Raw genomic sequence first — 16,869 nt, 5'->3', positions numbered from 1 at the left:
AAGACTTAGCCCCTTACACGGCCTTCTGACGGTTCGGCATCCAAACCAAAAGCGGTGTGCAAACTACGCACAGCCAACTCCAAGTAACGCTCATCAATGATCACAGAAATTTTAATTTCAGATGTTGTGATCATTTGAATATTAATACGATCTTCCGCTAAAGCCGTAAACATTTTCGATGCAACGCCAGCATGAGAACGCATACCTACACCAACAATTGACACTTTAGCAACCTGATCATCACTGCGAACTTCACGGGCACCTATATCTTTGGCAACTGCCTCTAACACAGAGACTGCTTTATTCATGTCATTTTTATGGACAGTAAAAGTCAAATCAGTGGTGCCATCCGCAGACACATTCTGCACAATAACATCAACTTCTATATTTGCAGCACCGATTGGTGCAAGAATTTTTGCCGCTACGCCCGGAGTATCAGGTACACCAGCAACAGTTACTTTAGCTTCATCACGGTTAAATGCGATACCGGAAACAATAGGTTGTTCCATAGTTGAATCTTCCTCGTCGAGGGTAATCAGGGTTCCAGGGCCTTCTTTGAAACTGTGCAGCACGCGCAGTGGCACTTTATATTTACCAGCAAACTCTACAGAGCGGATTTGCAGCACTTTAGAGCCTTGACTAGCCATTTCCAGCATTTCTTCAAAGGTAATTTTTTCCAAGCGACGCGCGCGCTCACAAACACGAGGGTCGGTAGTGTATACGCCGTCCACATCGGTATAGATTTGACATTCGTCGGCTTTAAGCGCTGCAGCCAAAGCTACGCCAGTCGTGTCTGAGCCTCCACGACCCAAGGTTGTGATATTGCCCTGCTCATCTACCCCCTGGAATCCAGCAACTACCACTACACGACCAGCACTGAGGTCAGCACGCATGTTTTCTTCATCAATTGACTGAATTCGCGCTTTGGTGTGGGCATTGTCGGTAAGAATTCTAACCTGTGAACCAGTGTATGAACGAGCATCAACTCCGCGTTTTTTGAGTGCCATACAAAGCAGAGCAATAGTCACCTGCTCCCCGGTTGAGACCAACACATCCAACTCCCGCGGATCGGGTGTTGCTTGCACTTGCTGAGCCAAACCAATCAAACGATTGGTTTCGCCACTCATTGCAGACAGCACTACTACCATATCGTGCCCCTGCGCACGGAAACCAGCTACTTTGTCAGCAACTTGCTCAATACGCTCAATGGAGCCAACAGAGGTGCCACCGTATTTCTGAACCAATAAGCTCATTACAGCCTATCCTTCTATCAATTGACGATTGCTAATATTTACTAACTAAATCACGAAAAAGGCGCCAATTAAACACCAGATTGCGACAAAAGTTAACCCAAATGGGTGATAAAAACCGATTAATAGCCTTTCCACACCCGTACCGTACAAGTATTAAACAAGTCGGTCACTAACCCATGGCACCACCGAAGCTAATGCAGCATCGAGTGCGGCAACATCAGTGCCACCACCTTGGGCCATATCCGGTCGGCCGCCACCCTTGCCACCTATTTGGCCAGCCACATAGCCCATCAGATCCCCCGCTTTTACTTTTGCGGTTATGTCCTGGGTTACACCGGCAATCAGTGAAACCTTGCCATCCTCAACAGCAGCTAAAAGCACCACCGCAGAGCCCAACTTATTTTTAAACTGATCCGCTGTGTCACGAAGGGATTTGGCATCAGCACCATCAAGATTCAAGGCAAGTACTTTAATACCTGCAACATCTATCGCTTGCGTGAGTACATCACCACTGCCAGCGGTCGCCAATTTGGTTTTAAGACTTGCCAAGTCTTTTTCCAATTTGCGGTTTTGCGCCACCAACGCTTCAAGCTTTTCAATTAACGAGTCGCGATTCGCCTTAAGGCTGCGGCCTGCGCTATCCACCAGGGCTTCAACCTGGTCAAACAACGTCAGCGCCTTGGCACCGGTGATCGCTTCAATACGACGCACACCTGCCGCTACACCAGACTCAGAGGTAATGCGAAACAAACCTATATCACCAGTGCGATTGACGTGGGTACCGCCGCACAACTCAACAGAGAAACCATCCCCCATAGTCAGTACACGCACAGTATCGCCATATTTTTCGCCAAACAACGCCATAGCGCCCCTGGCTTTGGCAGTTTCCATATCGCAAAGATCAGTGGCAACTGCAGAATTGGCGCGAATTTGATCATTTACCAAGATTTCAATGGCTTTTAATTGATCAGCAGTCACAGCTTCAAAATGTGAAAAGTCAAATCGTAGGCGTTCAGAATCTACCAATGAACCTTTTTGCGTCACATGCTCGCCCAGTACCTTACGTAAAGCAGCATGCATGAGATGTGTTGCCGAGTGATTCAATGCGGTCGCTTGGCGCACACTGGCATCAACTTTGGCAACAACGCTGTCGCCAACCGATATTGCCCCCTGTAGCACACGAACCAGATGTAAATGCGATGCACCCTGTTTTTGACAGTCGCGCACTTCAAGGCGATTAGTTCCCAGTTCCAAATAACCGCAATCACCTGCTTGACCACCGGATTCAGCGTAGAAAGGTGTACGATCAAGCACTACCGCACCATCGTCACCTTCAACCAACCGCTCAACTTTTTTCCCATCTTTGACCAGTGCGAGCACCTTGCCTTGCTCTGCCAAAGAGCTGTAGCCGAGGAATTCACTCGCCGGTAAATCTAGGCCGGCAGCGTTGTAATCCACTTTAAAACTACCCGCTGCGCGAGCGCGGGCGCGCTGTTCAGCCATGGCGGCTTCATAGCCTTCCTGATCAATAGTCAGGCCGCGTTCGCGGGCGATGTCAGCCGTCAAATCAACCGGGAATCCGTAGGTATCATAAAGGGTGAAGACGACTTTGCCGGGCACTTCGGTACCAGATAGTTTGCCCAAAGCGTCTTCGAGAACAGCAATACCTTTGTCGAGCGTTTTTTCAAACTGCTCTTCTTCTTGCAGCAACACACGCTCAATTTGAGCCTGATTCTTATACAACTCGGGGTATGCATCACCCATTACTTCCGCTAATGCCTTGGCCAGCTTGTGGAAGAAAGGTTGCTTTTGGCCGAGTTGGTTGCCGTGGCGGATCGCGCGGCGAATGATGCGACGCAGGACATAACCGCGGCCTTCATTAGAGGGCACAACACCATCGCTGATCAGGAATGAGCAGGAGCGTATATGGTCAGCAATTACACGCAGGGATTTGTTTTCCATGTCGTGGTTGCCGGTGACATCGGCCGCTGCTTGTAACAGATGTTGAAACAAGTCGATTTCGTAGTTGGAATGCACATGCTGCATCACCGCTGAAATACGTTCCAAGCCCATACCGGTATCGACCGATGGCGCTGGCAGCGGATGTAAAACACCATCTGCAGTGCGGTTGAACTGCATGAACACGTTGTTCCAGATTTCGATGTAGCGGTCGCCATCCTCTTCCGGTGAGCCCGGTGGACCACCCCAGATATCCGCGCCGTGATCGTAGAAAATCTCGGTGCAGGGGCCACATGGTCCAGTATCACCCATTGCCCAGAAGTTATCAGATGCGTAAGGCGCGCCTTTATTATCACCAATGCGAATGATGCGCTCTGCGGGTACACCAACGTCTTTATTCCAAATATCGTAAGCTTCATCGTCTGAAGCGTAGACAGTTACCCAGAGTTTTTCGGCGGGGATATTGAGCCAATCTTTTGCGGTGAGGAATTCCCATGCGTAGCGAATAGCATCGTGTTTGAAGTAATCGCCAAAGCTGAAATTGCCCAGCATTTCAAAGAAAGTGTGGTGACGTGCGGTATAGCCAACATTTTCCAGGTCGTTGTGTTTACCGCCTGCGCGCACACAGCGCTGGGAACTGGTAGCGCGATTGTAAGAGCGCTTGTCGCCCCCAAGGAATACGTCTTTGAATTGATTCATACCCGCATTGGTAAACAACAGCGTAGGGTCGTTTTCAGGAACCAGCGAACTGCTAGCAACAATAGTGTGACCTTTACTTTCAAAGTACTTCAAAAAGGCGTTGCGAATTTCAGCGCTCTTCATAATGCATCCACTAGATGTTCAAATTTCTAAGATCGCGCCTGCTTAATCAAGCGCGATGCTGTTCAATCTCTTCCGCGCCTAACTTACGCGCTTCATGCTCCAGCATCACAGGGATACCATCGCGAATGGGGTATGCCAACCCACTCTGCCAACAAATCAACTCCTGCTGTTCCGGCTTATACTCAAGCTCGCCTTTACTCACAGGACACACCAAAATACTGAGTAATTTTTTATCTATCATGATCTTAGGCCGCGATTAGAACTGCAGGGGGCGGTATCTTACACTGCCTTTTGCAGCCATGTCTCTAGAGCCTCTTGGCTATCGCGGGAATTTGGGATTTAAATAACCGACCAGACAACTACTGGCTCGGCATCGCGCCAACCAACAACTGTGGATCAACACGTTCCTCAAACCAATTCATCCGCCAATCTAAATGCGGGCCTGTTGCGCGGCCAGTTTTACCTACCTTGGCGATGGCTTGACCTTGAACTATTTCATCACCCTTTTTTACCAAAATTTCGCTCAAGTGAATAAAGGTGGAGGACAAGCCATGCCCATGATCGATAATCAGAGTCCCGCCTGAAAAAAACATATCCGGATGTACAAGTGTGACTACACCGCCTGCAGGCGCATTTACGACAGTCCCGACTGGAAGCGCGATGTCCACACCGTAATGGGGGGAGTTGGGGACGCCATTGTAAACACGCTGACTACCGTATACGCCGGTGATGGGGCCAACCAAAGGCCATACAAATTCCTGAGCAAAAAACCGCAATGGCAAATTACCTTTGCGTGCATCAGCAGCCATTTGTGCTTCGCGGCGCGCGCGCGCGACTTGTTCGGGATCAGGCTCCACCGTCTGTTGCGGTACTCCTGTCACCCTCTGAATGTTGTAACTACGCTGCTTTACGGCAAACTTATGCTCAGTGCGGCCGCCTTGTGCATCAATTACTACTAGCGTTGCGTGATCGGGTGCATCCCGTCCCAAACCAATGACAAACTCCCGCAGGGAAGAAAGTTGCAATTTCTTTCCGCGATATTCAATCTGACTACCATCCGGCACCTTACCGACAATAACCCCACCCTGTTGCCAGCTGCCACGCAACTCGAGCCCAAAGGCATGAATGCTCACCAGGGAAAACAACAAAAACACAAAAAACCTGCGCTTCATGGCAACTACTCATAACAACAAATAACGGACAAAAAAAACGGCAGCCAGGCTGCCGTTTTTAAGAGACCACTGTTTTAGACAGACTTGTCTTCTACACGCAGGATCTTCATCGTGTTGGTACCGCCCAGCAAGTTAGTATCACCGCTGGAGACTATCACCAAATCACCGTTCACCAATTCTCCTTGCGCCTTAAGCAGACCAATGGCGCGAGCAAAATCTTGCGCACAAGGGGTACTGTCCGTGTCGAAAGCGATTGGTTGAACACCACGATATAACGCCATTTTACGCTGAGTCCCCACATGACGAGAGAAAGCAAAAATTGGCAGCTGTGAACCTACACGAGACATCAAACGCGGGGTACTACCTGATTCGGTGAAAGAGATAATTGCTTTCACGCCATCAAGGTGGTTGGCGGTAAACATTGAAGCCAAGGCAATTGATTCATCAACAGTGCTAAAAGCCTGATCCATACGATAGTTGTCAAAACTCGCCGTTGGATGCTTCTCGGCGCCGAGAATGATACGCACCATTGCCTCTACAGTTTCCACTGGAAAACTACCAGCAGCAGTTTCAGCAGACAACATTACTGCGTCAGTGCCATCAAGCACAGCGTTGGCAACGTCGAATACTTCTGCACGGGTAGGCAATGGGCTGTTGATCATTGACTCCATCATCTGAGTCGCCGTGATTACCACTTTATTCAACGCACGTGAGCGGGCGATGATGCGTTTTTGCACACCAATCAAGGCAGCATCACCAATTTCAACACCCAAGTCGCCACGCGCGACCATCACTGCATCGCTCGCCATGATAATGCCATCGAGGGTTTCATCATCGGCAACTGCTTCTGCACGCTCAACTTTGGAAACCAATCCCGCACGACCACCGGCCTCAAGCATCAGCTTACGCGCGAAATGCATATCTTCAGCGGAACGTGGAAAAGATACCGCCAAATAATCCACATCAATTTCAGCGGCAGTCTTGATATCGGCAATGTCTTTTTCTGTCAGCGCCGGCGCAGTTAAACCACCACCTTGACGGTTAATACCTTTATTGTTCGATAAAGGACCGGCCACTTTGGTGGTGGTATAAATACGCGGGCCTTCGATTTTGTCGACCTGCAGCACTACACGACCATCATCCAACAAGAGCACATCACCAGGCTTACAGTCGTTGGGCAACTCTTTATAGTCGATACCAACTTGATCCTGATTGCCAGCATCGCGCTCAAGCGTTGCATCCAGAACAAATTTATCACCCACTTTCAGATAAATTTTGCCTTCTGCAAAACGCGCAACGCGAATTTTTGGGCCTTGCAGATCACCCAATACGGCCACAAAACGATTGTGTTTCGCCGCCAATGCACGAACAGTTTCCGCGCGACGCTTATGATCCTCTGGAGAGCCGTGTGAAAAGTTCAACCGCACAACATTCACACCCGCCAGAATAAGCTTCTCAAGTACTTCCGGCGATTCAGAGGCCGGGCCGAGGGTACTGACAATCTTGGTACGTCTTAACATAACTGACTCTCTTATTTGGCGTTCATCAATGCAATGGTGTTATCCAACATGCGGTTTGAAAAACCCCATTCGTTATCGTACCAAGCTAATACTTTCACCCACTTGCCATACACTTTGGTTTGCAGTGAGTCATAGTTGGAAGAGTGCGGATTGTGGTTAAAATCGATTGAAACCAGCGGCTCATCAACGAATGCCAAAACACCTGGCATTTCTGTTTCAGCGGCTTTTTTCATCGCAGCGTTAATGGCTTCAACGCTTACGTCTTTTTCTACCAATACGTTCAGGTCAACCAAGGATACGTTGATGGTAGGAACGCGCACTGAAATACCATCCATTTTGCCTTTCAATTCCGGCAATACCAAACCAACCGCTTTTGCAGCGCCAGTGGTAGTGGGGATCATTGATTGGGTAGCTGAACGCGCACGATAGATATCTTTGTGGAATACGTCAGACAACACCTGATCATTGGTATAAGAGTGAATGGTGGTCATAGAACCTTGCACGATTGTGAAGTTATCGTTCAACACTTTAGCAACCGGTGCCAAGCAGTTAGTCGTGCAAGAGGCGTTAGAGATAATGGTGTCAGTGGCTTTTAATACTTTGTCGTTTACACCGAATACCACGGTTGCATCAACATCGGTACCAGGAGCAGAGATGATGACTTTCTTGGCGCCAGCAGCCAAATGCAAACTGGCTTTTTCTTTGCTGGTGAAAATACCGGTACATTCGTACACCACATCCACATTCAATTCGCCCCAGGGCAACTTGGCAGGATCGCGCTCGGAAGTAATACGGATAGCATCGCCGTTAACGAACATGGTATCGCCTTCAAATTTAACGGTGCCGTTAAATCCGCCATGAACAGAATCGTATTTGGTGAGATGGGCATTGAGGTGAGCATCACCCAAGTCGTTGATACCAACGATCTGGATTTGGCTGCGCTTGCCTGATTCATACAAGGCACGCAGTACATTGCGACCGATACGACCGTAACCGTTAATTGCCACTCTAATCATTACATTCTCCTGAATAATTTGTTCATTGATTTTTGCTGTAGAGGCGCCGTTTGCTGCGCCCTTTTCCGGCGCTTAATACGCCCGTTTCTTGTATTCATTAGGCGCAGCAAGCACAAGCAGCTGCCTCCAGGTTTTAATCGCGTGGCAGGCTTGCTGCTTCACGCGCAAGGCGCTCGATTTCATCCCAGCGTCCGGCTTTCATCAATTCTTTAGGCGCCATCCAAGTACCGCCTACGCAATGCACGTTGGGCAGGGCCAGATAGCTTGGTGCTTTAGCCAAATCAATACCACCCGTTGGGCAGAAAGTAATTTGCGGCAAAGGACCGGCAATTGACTTCAACATCGGCACACCGCCCGCTGCTTCAGCCGGGAAGAACTTCTGATGGGTAAAACCTTGTACGTAGAGATTCATTGCTTCCGTTGGCGTTGCAACACCGGCCAACAGCGGAACCGGACAAGCTTTAGCCGCTTCGATCAGCGCCGGTGTAGTGCCAGGGCTCACCAAAAATGTTGAACCGGCTTTTACCGCTTTTTCTAAATCTGCCGGGGTAATAATAGTGCCAGCACCAATTACCGCGTCATCGGGCAAGTCTTCTACCATGGCGCTGATGGCATCCAGTGCACAGGGGGTGCGCAGGGTAATTTCCAACACTTTCAAGCCACCGTTATAAAGCGCTCTGGCCAAGGGCACAGCATCTTCAATACGCTCTACCACCATAACGGGTACGACTGGCGCTACTCTGACAATTTGATCGATAGTTAAAGCCACTGTATGTCCCTCGTTGTTCAAAAAAGTTCGAAAGAATAATCTGCCCTAAAAAAACCTACCGCAGATCAGTTCGGAATTCGGTAAAAATCAAGGCGCCCAATAAACCACAACCGGTACTTTTTGCTGTTGCAACACAGCGCGAATCGGCATTTCTTTTATATCGGTACCCGCCTGGGCTGCACGCAATACTGCCAATTTTTCATCGCCAGTCAGCAACAACACCAAGGTTTTGGAGCGCAGCAACCCAGCCAACGTCAAGGTCATGCGCTCGGTAATTGCACCGGTTACTTCGCTTTGCTTGGCGATAATCGCCGCACACAGCTGCTCAGATTCCAGATTCAATGCCTCATCCAATCCCTGTGCATGCGGGAACAATGAAGCGGTATGGCCGTCAGAACCCATCCCCAAAATAGTCACATCAAAGGGTTGCGCCAATTGCTGATACGCGCTTTCGCAGTCATCCAAACCCTCAGCAGCAGTTTCCGCTGAGTTTTTCATACCGACCAGATTGGCCACGGCGGCTTTATTCTGGATCAGGTGTTTTACGGTAAAAGCTTCATTGCTTTTATCGTGCGCAAAATCCACCCAGCGTTCATCAACCAAGGCGACGTAAACAGATTCCCAATCCAGATCGGAATTGCTCAAGGCTTTGTACAGCGGTTCAGGCGTACTGCCACCGGACACCATAAAAGTTGCTTCACCGCGATCTTCAATCGCGTCGCGCAGTGCAGTTTCACATTCTGCCTGCAGCGCAGCGATCATCTCTGCGCGACTGTCAAATAAACGCTCGCTTACCATTCCTGATCTGCTCCCGAGAGAACTTCATCGATCGAGAACCAGCGACGACGATCACTGGCCATTAACTGTGCAGAGGCTTGTGGTCCCCAGCTGCCAGCCATATAGCCATGTGGTTTATTCTCAGGGCGCTGCCAGGCTTCAATTATTGGATCAATCCACGACCAGGCTGCATCGACTTCGGCACGGTGAATAAACAAGCTGGCATCACCAGCCGCCGCATCAAGCATCAAGCGCTTGTAAGCATCTGAATAGAAGTCTTTATAGGTATCAGCAAAGTTCAGGTTGAGCACGACGGGGCGCAGATGCGTCTCATGTTTTTCCAGATCTTTGGACACCATGATGATCTTGATGCTCTCCTCCGGCTGAAGACGAATAATCAAGCGGTTTGGTGTTGCCGCACCGGCAGACTCTGGGTATACGCGGTGAGCGACATCTTTATATTGGATGACAATTTCCGCGAAACGCTGCTTCATGCGTTTACCAGTACGCAGGTAAAAAGGTACGTTGGCCCAGCGTGAGTTATCGATATAAGCACGAATAGCGACAAAGGTTTCGGTATTGCTTGGCTGACCCAACTCTTCAAGATAGCCGGGAACCATCTTGCCGGCCATCTCACCCGCCACATACTGACCGCGCACGGTATTGTATTTAACGGTATTGCCAGTAAGTGGACGCAAGCTTTCCAACACTTTGAGTTTTTCAGCGCGAATACGCTCAGCAGTCATTTTATTAGGTGACTCCATAGCCACCAAACACAGCAATTGAAGGATATGGTTTTGCACCATATCGCGCAGCGCGCCCGCGCCGTCGTAAAAACTTGCGCGCCCTTCCAGACCTACAGTCTCAGAAATACTGATCTGTACATGATCAATCGATTTTGCATCCCACAAATGCTCAAACATTCCGTTAGCAAAACGCAGTGCCAACAGATTTTGAACTGTCTCTTTGCCGAGATAGTGATCGATACGGAAAATAGCATCTTCACTGAAGTATTCTGCGATCTGGCTGTTAATTTCTTCAGCTGTTTTAGCGTCGTAGCCCAAGGGTTTTTCAACCACAACACGCGCATTAGCAGTGATCAGGCCAGACTCATGCAAATGCTTGCAGCAAATACTGAATACTGATGGCGGGGTAGAAAGATAAAACACGCGCGCAGCATTACCGCCGCTGTTTAACAACTGAGCCAGCGCGTCCCAATGCTCATCTTTGGTACCAATATCGACAAACACAGGGAAAAGACGCTGTGCGAAATCATCCCAATCGGCAGCGACAAACTCATCGGCATTCAAGTGTTTTTCTGCGGCCGCGCGCACTTTGTCTTTGTATTCAGCAACCATTTGGGTATTGCGGCAAGTGGGGATGATGCGCGCATTGGCAGGCAAAGAGCCTTCGCGATGAGCGCGGTACAACCCAGGGATCAACTTGCGCAGAGCCAAGTCGCCAGCGCCTCCAAAAATAACAAAATCAAACGCTTCGAGCATGAGGGGTAATCCTGTTTGTGAAACTTGACAGTGGATTTACTTTCTAAAAACGAAGACCCCGAACGACAGTTCGGGGTCCGGAATTTAACTACTTACCAGTTAAATACAGTAGCTCCTTCTTCAGCGAGGCCCACTGTGGCACGCAACGGCGCAAATAACTCGCGCCCCATACCATAGTGAACTGCTGACAAATCACATTGGGCAGGCTGACGGGAATTCAACTCTTCCTCGCTGACCAGCAACTGCAAGGTGCCTGTCTCAGCATCCAACTCAATCATATCCCCATCGCGAATCAGCGCAATTGGGCCATTATCCAAGGCCTCTGGGGTCATGTGTATCGCAGCCGGAATTTTACCAGACGCCCCGGACATGCGACCATCGGTCAACAATGCCACTTTGAAACCACGATCCTGCAGCACACCTAACGGTGGAGTGAGCTTGTGAAGTTCTGGCATACCACAAGCTTTTGGCCCTTGGAAACGCACAACGGCGATAAAATCTTTTTCCAAGTCACCACGTTTGAAAGCCGACTGCAATTCATCCTGACTGTGAAACACAATTGCCGGAGCAACTACTTTGCGATGATCCGGCTTAACCGCTGAGATTTTAATCACTGAACGGCCAATATTACCCTTCAACAATCTCATGCCACCCTCAGGAGCAAAAGGCTTGCTAACCGGGCGCAAAACTGAATCATCCAGGCTTTCAGAAACCGCATCACGCCACACAATTTCACCATTCTCCAAGAACGGTTCTTTGGTGTATGCCTCTAAGCCGCCGTCACCCATGATGGTTTTAACATCGTCATGCAGTAGGCCCGCAGCGCGCAGCTCACGGATTAAATAACCCATACCGCCAACAGCCTGAAAGCGGTTTACATCAGCCAAACCATTAGGGTAGATCCGACATAGGAGCGGAATTATATCCGAAATGTCAGACAAATCCTGCCAGTTAATTTGTACACCAGCAGCTCGGGCGATGGCAACTATGTGCATCGCATGATTGGTGGAGCCGCCAGTCGCCATGAGACCGACAATGCCATTAACAATCGATTTTTCGGTGACAATTTCAGCCAAAGTTACTGGGGTATCGCGGGTAATTCTTGCTAACTGATGGACGGACGCACGCGTCAAGGCATCGCGCAATGGCGTATAAGGGTTGATGAAAGTACTGCCAGGTAAATGCATACCCATAATTTCCATCAACATTTGATTCGTATTGGCGGTGCCATAAAAAGTACAGGTACCCGCACTGTGATAAGAAGCGCTCTCCGCGGCCAGCAACTCTTTACGCCCAACCTTACCTTCGGCAAACAATTGGCGCGCCTTGGCTTTTTCGGCATTGGACAAGCCGGGCGTCATAGGCCCAGCAGGGATAAAAATAATTGGCAACTGACCAAACGACAGTGCGCCTATCATCAACCCGGGAACAATCTTGTCGCACACTCCGAGGCAAACAGCCGCATCGAACATGTCGTGCGATAGCGCAATGGCTGTACTCATTGCGATCACATCACGGCTAAATAGCGACATTTCCATACCCGGAAAGCCCTGGGTGACGCCATCGCACATGGCGGGAACACCACCTGCCATTTGCGCTGTCATGCCCATTTCTTTAGCGGCAGCCTTAATAGGTTCAAGGTACTCGCCATAGGGAACGTGTGCAGAGAGCATCTCATTGTAGGAGTTCACCACACCGATATTCGCCGCCTGCCCTTCAGCCAAGGCAGCTTTATCGTCGCTATTGCACGCCGCAAAACCATGCGCAAGGTTTGCACAACCCAAGTGATGCCGCGCAGGACCTTTATTGCGGAATTTATTTACGCGCGCCAAGTAGGCGGCACGGGTATCTCGGCTTCTAGCGATGATACGCTCGGTGATTTCGACAAGTCGCGGGTCTGTGCTTAACACTTCAGTCATGTGAATACCATTGCTCTATGGGGCCGTACCTATTGCAAACATCGTGGTTTGCCTATGGATGCGCCGGGTACATAGCCCGGCGTGTCTGTATTTTTCCGCACCCTGCTTATTGAGCTGTTTTGGCACGCTTGTAACAGTCAATCAGGTTGCGGGTAGAAGCATCGTGCGCCGCATTGGTTGCTTTATTGAGATCCAACTCCGGTTGAATCGCTGCCGCCAATACTTTACCCAGCTCAACACCCCACTGATCAAAGGAGTGAATGCGCCAGATAATACCTTGAACGAAGATTTTATGCTCATAAAGCGCGATCAAAGCACCCAGTGAACGGGCGTCAACCTTGTTCAACAACAGGGTATTGCTGGGGCGATTACCGCGATGCACCTTGTGCTCCACGATCTCTTCAATACGCTCGGCACTCACGCCTTTTGCTGCCAACTCACGGCGCACCTGATTGGCGTCAATCCCCAGCATTAAGGCCTGGGTTTGAGCAAAGAAGTTAGCCATTAAAGCATCGTGATGACCTTCAACCGCAACGGTTGGTGCAATCGAACCAATAAAGTCAGCAGGGATAATATCGGTGCCCTGATGCAGCATTTGATAGAACGCATGCTGACCATTAATACCAACCTCACCCCACACCAGCGGCACACTGCCGTAGGTAATTTGTTCGCCTGCCCAGTTAACCGACTTACCATTACTTTCCATCTCCGCCTGCTGCATATAAGCAGGGAAGCGATGTAAACATTGATCGTAAGGCAGCAGTGCATGCGCAGGATAGCCGAGGAAATTGCGATTCCAGATTCCCACTAACGCCAACATGACAGGGGCGTTTTCTGCCAGAGGTGCGCTTTGAAAATGTTGATCCATTTCATAAGCGCCTTGCAGCAGCTCATCAAATACGTCGTAACCAAGGGACAATACTATCGGTAAACCGATTGCCGACCAGAGCGAGAAACGCCCGCCAACCCAATCCCACATATCAAAAATATTTTCTTCCGCAATACCGAAAGCAGTAACTAATTTACGGTTGGTAGATACCGCCACGAAGTGCTTGGCAATAGCCGACTTATCGCCCGCCGCCGCCATAAACCACTGCTCTGCAGTACGCGCATTGGTCATGGTTTCCTGGGTAGTAAAGGTTTTGGAGGAGATAACAAATAAGGTGGTTTCAGGGTTCAAACCGGCCAACACTTCTGCGATCTGAACACCATCAATATTGGACACGAAGTGCATGTTGAATTGTTTATCGCTATAAGCTTTCAGCGCTTCACATACCATCAGCGGGCCAAGGTTTGAGCCACCAATACCAATACTCACGATATCGGTGATAGTTTTACCGGTATAACCCACCCACCCGCCTGAACGCAGCTTTTCACTCAGCTTACGCATACGCTCCAATTCCGCATTTACCGCCGGGCGCGCATCAGCACCATCAATAAGAATCGGGTTTGCAGACTTATCACGCAAAGCCACATGCATCACAGCGCGATCTTCCGTGGCATTGATGTGCTCCGCAGCAAACATCTTGCTGCGCCACGTTTCAACACCAGATTCCTGTGCCAAGGCCAAGAGCCCCGCTTTGGTTTCATCGGTAATCAGGTTTTTGGAGTAATCGAACAAGAAGGGAGAGAGCTGCAAGGAGAACTTTTCAAAGCGCTGATCATCAGCGGCAAATAATTCTTTAAGGTGGCGACTTTTCATTTGCGCCGCATGGGCTTCAAGTACTTTCCAGGAAGGTAAGTCAGTAGGACGCGTGTCAGGCTTGGTCATTTCTACTCCACAAACTATGTTGTATAGGTGATGTACCTAAAAATACAGGCGGTTGATTTTTAATCTGGTTCCAATTCTAGTAGTGAGAAGCTCAGGTCGAATACCGTTTTGCCTCTGTGGCGGAGGAACCTTCCGCATATTGGCCATTACCGATTTAATTCAGGCATGTAAGATTAACGCACGGAATTGAAATGATACGCTTCCTATTATTAACCCGTCAGCACACAGGCCATCCTAGAGATCGGCGTTAAAAAGCAATTCAAATATGAAAGCAACAACCCGCGAGAAATATTCGTCGATATAACACAACAGAACAGCAAGTGAATTGTGCCAAATACCGTTGAAAAAACCGTAAAATTGCCCAGCGCAAAAAGGCCGCTATGATAGGCAGATGGGCTTATAGTGTCAATTGACGCCACCCTTGGCAATGTACGAAGGACACTTCAGAAATCAGTATCTAATAGCGACAAAGAATTATCGCACTGTTACATTCCCCCAGAAGAAACCGACACCATAAAAAAGCAGTAAAAAGCTCAACAAATTTACACCTATATCGCTTTAAAAAAATCACAACAGCAACACGTTTCTCATCAGCAAACAGGCGAGCACCGATGCAAACGAATAAAAGCCGCGCTACACCTCTTGGCATTATTGAAGGTTTTTTTGGACGCGAATGGCAGTGGGAAGATCGCACCAGCTATGCAGAGTTTCTCGTACAGCAACACTATGACTTTTATATTTATGCACCAAAAAGTGACAAATTTCTGCGCACGCAATGGCAGCAGGATTGGCCAACAGAAACAAAGGAAAAACTGGTCGCGCTGCGCCACATTTATAGTGAGGCGAAAATTGAATTTGGCGTGGGGCTAAGCCCTCATGAAATTTATCTGGATAACTCGCGCGATCAACGGCAACAACTCAAACGGCGTATCCAACAACTCAACGATCTACAACCCGATATTCTCTGTATTTTATTTGATGATATGCGCGGCGATATTCCCGGGTTAGCGGAAATTCAAATTGATATTGCTCATGAAGCAGCCGCACTCAGTAGCGCCCAGCGCATTATCTTTTGCCCCACCTACTACAGCTTTGATCCGGTATTGGAAAAAGTCTTTGGCAAAATGCCCGCTAATTATTGGCAAACATTTGCCCGGCAACTCGATAGCACTATTGATATGTTTTGGACAGGGGAAAAAGTTTGCTCGCCCAGCTATACCCGCGAGCATCTATTACAAGTGAAGGAGCTGATCGGTCGCAAACCATTTTTATGGGACAACTACCCAGTGAATGATGGCGCCGCAAAATCCAACGTATTGCAACTGCGCGCATTCGACCAATCGCACGGCCAGCTCGAAGGAAAATTATCAGGCCATGCAGTCAACCCAATGAATCAAGCCTGGCTGTCAAAAATTCCGTTAGCCAGCCTGCCAATCGCGTACCAACAAGCACAGGATTATTCCGCACAAAATGCATTCCATCTTATTTGTGAGCAACTCTGCGGCGCTGAGTTGGCACAACAACTGACAGAAGATGTGCATACACTGCAAGAGCGCGGATTAAAAAATCTGGATCAACACGAGCGATTGATATTGCGCCAGCGTTATGGTCAGTTCCCCCGCAATCCCTTCGCCAAGGAAATCATCGATTGGCTGGATGGTGTTTATACTTTTGATCCCGCCTGCTTAACGGAATAATTATTGACGAAGTAAACATTGCAGCCAGTTGGAAATGGAGAGTATTTGCTCAGCACAAAGCGTGTGCTCCATCGCATAGGCCTCATAACTCACCTGACAATCTTTATCGCTAAGAAAACGAAAAGCGCGCTGCCCCAATAGCTCCGGCACAACACCATCGCGACTCCCGTGTTGAATCAAAATTGGAGTGCGATGATTGGCTGGCGCTATTTGCAAACTTGCCTGAGTAGCAAGATAACTGGACATAACCAGCAGGCCAGCCAGAGGCTGTTCAAAACTTAACCCCGCCTGATAAACCACCGCCCCACCCTGTGAAAAACCCGCCAGAATAATGCGCGCTGATTGAATACCTCGCGCCTGCTCGCGCGCAATTAATGCCTGCACAGCTGCCGCACTAATTAATAACTGTTGCTCGTCAATTTTGCGCTCCAAATTCATTTCCAGAATATCGTACCAAGCCGGCATGATGTAACCACCATTGATAGTTACCGGAATTTCGGGCGCATGAGGAAAGATAAAACGAACAGAGAGACTTTCTGGCAAATTCAATTCTGGCACCAAAGGCGCAAAATCATGACCATCCGCCCCCAACCCGTGCAACCAAATGACACTTGCGGATACCGGCAACTTGCCGGTTTCAATTTCTACGCAGGGTAAATAATCCATAACCATCTCATTTATTAAAAAAGCAG

General features: G+C 49.0%; 13 protein-coding genes. 1 reads left to right on the top strand and 12 read right to left on the bottom strand.

Annotated features, from left to right (window positions below):
* Positions 1-5: 5 nt before the first annotated feature.
* The 11 genes from D0B88_RS09975 to pgi all read right to left on the bottom strand — a co-directional run bounded on the left by D0B88_RS09975 (position 6) and on the right by pgi (position 14,480).
* Entirely contained in the window at positions 6-1,253 is a 1,248-nt protein-coding gene (locus D0B88_RS09975; RefSeq protein ID WP_007642908.1) for an aspartate kinase, read from the bottom strand.
* A 153-nt stretch (positions 1,254-1,406) separates the two neighbouring features.
* Positions 1,407-4,034 carry an alanine--tRNA ligase gene (gene alaS / locus D0B88_RS09970; RefSeq protein WP_151056863.1) on the bottom strand — a complete coding sequence of 876 codons (2,628 nt, stop codon included), beginning with the start codon at positions 4,032-4,034 and terminating at the stop codon, positions 1,407-1,409.
* A 46-nt stretch (positions 4,035-4,080) separates the two neighbouring features.
* A complete protein-coding gene (locus D0B88_RS09965; protein WP_007642910.1) occupies positions 4,081-4,275 on the bottom strand; it encodes a Trm112 family protein in 195 nt (64 codons plus the stop codon).
* 118 nt (positions 4,276-4,393) lie between these two features.
* A complete protein-coding gene (locus D0B88_RS09960) occupies positions 4,394-5,206 on the bottom strand; it encodes a M23 family metallopeptidase (RefSeq protein ID WP_151056861.1) in 813 nt (270 codons plus the stop codon).
* Between the two features lie 74 nt (positions 5,207-5,280).
* Positions 5,281-6,726: a pyruvate kinase gene (gene pyk, locus D0B88_RS09955; protein WP_007642912.1), complete on the bottom strand. Its 1,446-nt coding sequence runs from the start codon at positions 6,724-6,726 to the stop codon at positions 5,281-5,283.
* Positions 6,727-6,737: 11 nt separating this feature from the next.
* Entirely contained in the window at positions 6,738-7,742 is a 1,005-nt protein-coding gene (gap, locus tag D0B88_RS09950) for a type I glyceraldehyde-3-phosphate dehydrogenase (RefSeq protein WP_151056859.1), read from the bottom strand.
* 133 nt (positions 7,743-7,875) lie between these two features.
* A complete protein-coding gene (gene eda / locus D0B88_RS09945; protein ID WP_151056857.1) occupies positions 7,876-8,511 on the bottom strand; it encodes a bifunctional 4-hydroxy-2-oxoglutarate aldolase/2-dehydro-3-deoxy-phosphogluconate aldolase in 636 nt (211 codons plus the stop codon).
* A gap of 87 nt (positions 8,512-8,598) precedes the next feature.
* The gene (gene pgl, locus D0B88_RS09940; protein WP_151056855.1) at positions 8,599-9,309 is read right to left on the bottom strand and encodes a 6-phosphogluconolactonase; all 711 of its coding nucleotides are present in this window, start codon (positions 9,307-9,309) and stop codon (positions 8,599-8,601) included.
* Positions 9,303-10,790, bottom strand: coding sequence for a glucose-6-phosphate dehydrogenase (gene zwf / locus D0B88_RS09935; protein WP_151056853.1), 1,488 nt, complete (start codon positions 10,788-10,790; stop codon positions 9,303-9,305). Before zwf ends, pgl begins: the two co-directional genes overlap by 7 nt.
* A gap of 92 nt (positions 10,791-10,882) precedes the next feature.
* On the bottom strand, positions 10,883-12,709 hold the full coding sequence (gene edd / locus D0B88_RS09930) for a phosphogluconate dehydratase (RefSeq protein WP_151056851.1): 1,827 nt from the start codon (positions 12,707-12,709) through the stop codon (positions 10,883-10,885).
* Between the two features lie 106 nt (positions 12,710-12,815).
* Positions 12,816-14,480, bottom strand: a complete 1,665-nt coding sequence (gene pgi, locus D0B88_RS09925) for a glucose-6-phosphate isomerase (RefSeq protein WP_151056849.1) — start codon at positions 14,478-14,480, stop codon at positions 12,816-12,818.
* Between the two features lie 611 nt (positions 14,481-15,091).
* On the opposite strand from pgi, the gene D0B88_RS09920 reads away from it, so the two are divergent.
* Positions 15,092-16,177: a beta-N-acetylglucosaminidase domain-containing protein gene (locus D0B88_RS09920; protein WP_151056847.1), complete on the top strand. Its 1,086-nt coding sequence runs from the start codon at positions 15,092-15,094 to the stop codon at positions 16,175-16,177.
* On the opposite strand, the gene D0B88_RS09915 is transcribed toward D0B88_RS09920, so the two are convergent.
* Positions 16,178-16,843 carry an alpha/beta hydrolase gene (locus D0B88_RS09915; RefSeq protein ID WP_370452425.1) on the bottom strand — a complete coding sequence of 222 codons (666 nt, stop codon included), beginning with the start codon at positions 16,841-16,843 and terminating at the stop codon, positions 16,178-16,180.
* Between the last annotated feature and the right edge of the window lie 26 nt (positions 16,844-16,869).

It is taken from the genome of Cellvibrio sp. KY-YJ-3, assembly GCF_008806955.1.
In the GTDB taxonomy this organism is placed as follows: Bacteria; Pseudomonadota; Gammaproteobacteria; order Pseudomonadales; family Cellvibrionaceae; genus Cellvibrio.
Note: the sequence above shows the minus strand (reverse complement) of the source record. Positions and strands in the feature narration are given on the sequence as shown.

Bases quoted from the DNA above. Each gene is read 5' to 3' on its own strand.
- pgi (WP_151056849.1), bottom strand. From the start codon at position 14,480: ATGACCAAGCCTGACACGCGTCCTACTGACTTACCTTCCTGGAAAGTA.
- D0B88_RS09975 (WP_007642908.1), bottom strand. From the start codon at position 1,253: ATGAGCTTATTGGTTCAGAAATACGGTGGCACCTCTGTTGGCTCCATT.
- pyk (WP_007642912.1), bottom strand. From the start codon at position 6,726: ATGTTAAGACGTACCAAGATTGTCAGTACCCTCGGCCCGGCCTCTGAA.
- D0B88_RS09915 (WP_370452425.1), bottom strand. From the start codon at position 16,843: ATGGATTATTTACCCTGCGTAGAAATTGAAACCGGCAAGTTGCCGGTA.
- pgl (WP_151056855.1), bottom strand. From the start codon at position 9,309: ATGGTAAGCGAGCGTTTATTTGACAGTCGCGCAGAGATGATCGCTGCG.
- edd (WP_151056851.1), bottom strand. From the start codon at position 12,709: ATGACTGAAGTGTTAAGCACAGACCCGCGACTTGTCGAAATCACCGAG.
- gap (WP_151056859.1), bottom strand. From the start codon at position 7,742: ATGATTAGAGTGGCAATTAACGGTTACGGTCGTATCGGTCGCAATGTA.
- D0B88_RS09965 (WP_007642910.1), bottom strand. From the start codon at position 4,275: ATGATAGATAAAAAATTACTCAGTATTTTGGTGTGTCCTGTGAGTAAA.
- D0B88_RS09920 (WP_151056847.1), top strand. From the start codon at position 15,092: ATGCAAACGAATAAAAGCCGCGCTACACCTCTTGGCATTATTGAAGGT.
- D0B88_RS09960 (WP_151056861.1), bottom strand. From the start codon at position 5,206: ATGAAGCGCAGGTTTTTTGTGTTTTTGTTGTTTTCCCTGGTGAGCATT.
- alaS (WP_151056863.1), bottom strand. From the start codon at position 4,034: ATGAAGAGCGCTGAAATTCGCAACGCCTTTTTGAAGTACTTTGAAAGT.
- zwf (WP_151056853.1), bottom strand. From the start codon at position 10,790: ATGCTCGAAGCGTTTGATTTTGTTATTTTTGGAGGCGCTGGCGACTTG.